Raw genomic sequence first — 4,179 nt, forward strand, 5'->3', positions numbered from 1 at the left:
CAGGGTCGAGCAGTTGCTCCCCGAAAACTGGGCGCGGTTGTTCGCCAAGAAGCCGGCTGTCGAAGCCGCATCCGTGTAGCTCGCAAACAGCCAACTACCGTCATGCCGCCAAGGGCTGCGGCCTTCCCGTCGGACGCTTACCCTTCATCTTGTACGCACATGGCTCGGGCGGCTCTCCTTCGTGATGGTGCAACCGTAGGCGAAGGTAGCCACCACGCATGCGGCTGTCACCCCCCGGCCCGGAGGAAACCCAGCCACGGCCCCTGCGCCAACGAGCCGAAACAGGCACTGCGGTGACTGTGTGAGGCACCATTTGACTCCGATTTCCGGAACATAGTCGGCGTCCGTGTCTGTGCTGTTGGTACGCGACCGCGGGCGAGGCTGAAGCTCACCGACGATTCTGAAGACCCGCAGCGAACCCTGCCAGCTTGACGCCCGCCCCTGCTACACTCCGCGTCGTCAGCCCAGCTGATTCATCGCGGTCTGCCGAGGGCTGGGACTGAGGAATCAGGTGCGAAGTAGGCCGGCTTCCGCGATGCGGACACACCTCGGGCCAGCACTTCCCGTGAAGTGCGCGTCGCTCGCCGAATCAACCTCGGCGAGGCTACGCGGCCTTCGGCACGGCGAGCGCGCTGAGGAATCGGGCCCAGAGATCCGCGAGTCCCGCATTCAGGGCGATGGTGGCGCGGCGCGCCGAGATGACGACGAGCGCCGGTACGGCCAGCAGCTTCTTGCGGAAGCGATCGAGCGCGCAGGCGTTCTTGGTCGCCCTGACGAACACGATGCGCGCCGAGTGCGCGAGGTTGTGGGCGAGAGCGAAAAGCACGAGCGTCGCCGCGTTGCGGAACTGCACGTCGCTCGCGTCCCGTGCGGCCCGGTCCTCGCCGCGCATCGTGCACGACAAGGCGGGCATCAGCACGGACTGCAGTTCGGCGATGCGTCCTTCCATGGTGCCGCGTTGCCGGTAGTCGGCCACGAGCTGCTCAGCGGTCCAAGATGCCTTGTCGGCGTTGGTGATCAGCACGAAGTGATGCAGGAAGAGGTCGTCCTTGCGCTCCTGTCGACGGCGGCCTGAATCCGCCTGATTCCGGCGGTCTGGGCTGGATCTGATTCGCTCCGCAGCAGCGCAGCTCTTGGCTCTGGTTCCCGGCGACGGCTGCGAAGGCGCTGGGCGCCGTGATCGGCGGATGCCCGCGGCGGCCGAGGTCGCTACAAGGTGCCGCGACCATCAGGCCCGTACAAAGAGGAAGCCCGGCAAAAGGTGTGGTAACCGTCCGGGCTTCCTTCAACACACGGCACGGCGAACCGCGACGTCTGCTTGGCGCAGTGTCGCGGGCCGAGCCCATCCTTGTCCAGTCCTCGATGGCGATCTCTCGCCGCCTTGGACAGCCATCGAGTGTTCACCTGCGCCTCTTGCAGCGCCTGGGTCGTCATCTGCACATGGTGCGATCGGGGCAACAAGTTCTGCGCCGATGGCTGTGCAGCGAAACGGCGTCGCGAGGTCGGCCGGGCTGCGGAGCGGCGCTACCGGCGGAGCGAGATCGGGCGGCGGAACAACGCCGCACGGCAGCGGCGGCATCGGGATCGCCGCCGTCGCGGAACAGATTACGTAACGCATCCATGTCCACCTGCGGAGCCGATCCTGGTTGAAGCGGTGCCGAGGCGAATGCCTCATCACCATGAACACGATCGGCACCTGCGTGCGTCCGCTCGGGCGCGTTCCCATTCCGCTGCGACCTGCTGCTTCTGCGGCGAGCCGTGTGGCAGCTACTCCCGCAACAGCTTCCTGCGACGTCGCGGGGCGCCGCGCACGTGGCCGTGACCGTGGCGGGAGGTTTGCATGGTGATCCGCAGCGAGGCCGAGGCGGAGATCCTCCGTCTGCACGATGTCGAGAAGTGGCCGGTCGGCACGATCGCCGCGCACTTGCAGGTGCACCACGACGCGGTGACGCGCGTGATCACGAGCGGCGGCGCGCCACCGGCGCGACCGCAGCGGCCGGCGCGCATCGACCCGTATCTGCCCTTCATCCTGGAGTCGCTGCGACGCTACCCCGGTCTGCCGGCGAGCCGTCTCTACCAGATGTGCCGCGAGCGCGGCTATCGCGGCAGCGGCGAGCATTTCCGGCACATGATCGCGCGGCACCGTCCGCCGCGGGTGGTCGAGGCCTACCTGCGGACGCACGTGTTGCCTGGCGAGCACGGGCAGGTCGACTGGGCGCACTTCGGCACCATCAAGGTCGGTCGCGCGGAGCGCGCGCTGTTGGCCTTCGTCTGCGTGCTGTCGTACTCGCGGCGGATCTTCCTGCGCTTCTACCTCGGGCAGCGCGTCGAGAACTTCCTGCGCGGGCATGTGGCGGCGTTCGCCAGCTTCGGAGGCCTGCCGCGGGTGCTGCTCTACGACAACCTGAAGAGCGCGGTGCTGGATCGGCGTGGTGATGCGATCCTGTTCAACCCGCGGCTGGTCGAATTCGCCAAGTACTACCGCTTCGAGATCCGGCCGACGGCCGTGGCGCGCGGCAACGAGAAGGGGCGTGTCGAACGGGCGATCCGCTACGCGCGGACGTCGTTTTGGCCGGCCCGTCGATGGCGCGACCTCGACGACCTGAACGCGCAGGCGGAGGCGTGGTGCTGCGGCGAGGCGAGCGAGCGGCCGTGGCCGGAGGACAAGCAGAAGACGGTGGCGATGGCGTTTGCCGAGGAGCAGCCGCGGCTGCGGGCGCTGCCGGAGAACGCCTACGAGACCGAGGAGGTGGCGGCGGTGCGGGTTGGCAAGACGCCGCACGTGCGTTTCGAGGGCAACGACTACTCGGTGCCGCACACGTTGGCACGGCGGTTGGTCGAGGTGCGGGCGACGTTGGCCCGGCTGCGCGTGCTGGTCGACGGCAAGGTCGTGGCCGAACACGCTCGCAGCTTCGATCGCGGGCTGGTGATCGAAGACAGCGCGCACATCGCCGAGCTGAAGAAGAGCAAGGGCGAAGCGCGGAAGCACCGGGCGTTGGATCGGCTGGCGCAATCGGCGCCGAGCACCCAGCAGCTCTTCCTGAAGCTGGCCGAGAGTGGCACCAATCTGGGCCGGGCGACGCAGCACTTTGTGCACCTGCTGGACACCTTCGGTGCCGGCCCGCTGGAGCAAGCCATCCGCGAATGTCTGGCGAAGGGGTTGTCGCATCACCATTCGGTGCGGCAACTGCTCGAACAGCAACGGCACGCTGCTGGGCTGCCGCCGGCGGTGAAGGCCGATCTGCCGGACGACGATCGGGTGCTGAATGCGGCGATCGCGCCGACGGATCTGTGCAGCTACGACCTGATCGGCAAGGAGGTGGCGCGTGGCGATGCAACGTGAGGCCGAGTTGAGAGACCGCGCTCGCCGGCTCGGGCTCTGGGGTCTGCTGGCGAACTGGGAGTCGTTGAGCAAGCAGGACTGGGTGCGCGAGTACCTCGGCGTCGAGGAGGATGAGCGTGATCGCCGCAGCTTGGAGCGGCGCATCCGCGGCGCGCGGCTCGGCGCCTTCAAGTCGATGGCCGACTTCGACTGGGAGTGGCCGGACACGATCGACCGCGACCAGGTCGAGGATCTGCTGCAGCTCTCATTCCTCGACGAGGCGACCAACGTCGTGCTGCTCGGCCCGTGCGGCCTCGGCAAGACGATGATCGCCCAGAACCTCGGCTATCAGGCACTGCAGCATGGGCACTCCGTGCGGCGGGTAACGGCCAGCGAGATGCTGAACGACCTTGCGGCCCAGGATTCGTCTGCGGCGTTGACGCGGCGGCTGCGCCGCTACTGCGGGCCGAGGCTATTGATCCTCGACGAGGTCGGCTACCTGTCCTACGACGGCCGCTACGGCGACCTGCTCTTCGAAGTCGTCAGCCGGCGGCATCTGCAGCGATCGACGTAAGCGTCCGACGGGAAGGCCGCGGCTCTTGGCGGCATGACGGTAGTTGGCGGTTCGCGAGCTACACGGATGCGGCTTCGACAGCCGGCTTCTTGGCGAACAACCGCGCCCAGTTTTCGGGGAGCAACTGCTCGACCCTGCTGGCCGGGTGTAGTCGGCGGTCACGATCCGCGTGATTCCGGCGGTTTGGGCGGCGGCGACGATCCGCCTGGCGGCATCTCCCTGTTGCGGTCACGGCGCCTGGAAGCCGAGGGTGCGCAGCACGTCGGCAACGGCGAGCACTTGC

Annotated in this window: 3 protein-coding genes; 2 read left to right on the forward strand and 1 reads right to left on the reverse strand. The window is 67.8% G+C overall.

Annotated elements, in window-relative coordinates; genetic code table 11:
- Positions 1-604: 604 nt before the first annotated feature.
- Positions 605-1,024 carry a hypothetical protein gene (locus K8I01_13275; GenBank protein ID MBZ0221386.1) on the reverse strand — a complete coding sequence of 140 codons (420 nt, stop codon included), beginning with the start codon at positions 1,022-1,024 and terminating at the stop codon, positions 605-607.
- A gap of 816 nt (positions 1,025-1,840) precedes the next feature.
- Between K8I01_13275 and istA the strand changes: the two genes are divergently transcribed.
- Entirely contained in the window at positions 1,841-3,343 is a 1,503-nt protein-coding gene (gene istA / locus K8I01_13280; protein ID MBZ0221387.1) for an IS21 family transposase, read from the forward strand.
- A complete protein-coding gene (locus tag K8I01_13285; protein MBZ0221388.1) occupies positions 3,333-3,896 on the forward strand; it encodes an ATP-binding protein in 564 nt (187 codons plus the stop codon). The genes istA and K8I01_13285 overlap by 11 nt, the downstream gene beginning before the upstream one ends.
- Positions 3,897-4,179 lie beyond the last annotated feature (283 nt).

Source organism: Deltaproteobacteria bacterium (assembly GCA_019912665.1).
In the GTDB taxonomy this organism is placed as follows: Bacteria; Desulfobacterota; GWC2-55-46; order GWC2-55-46; family GWC2-55-46; genus UBA5799.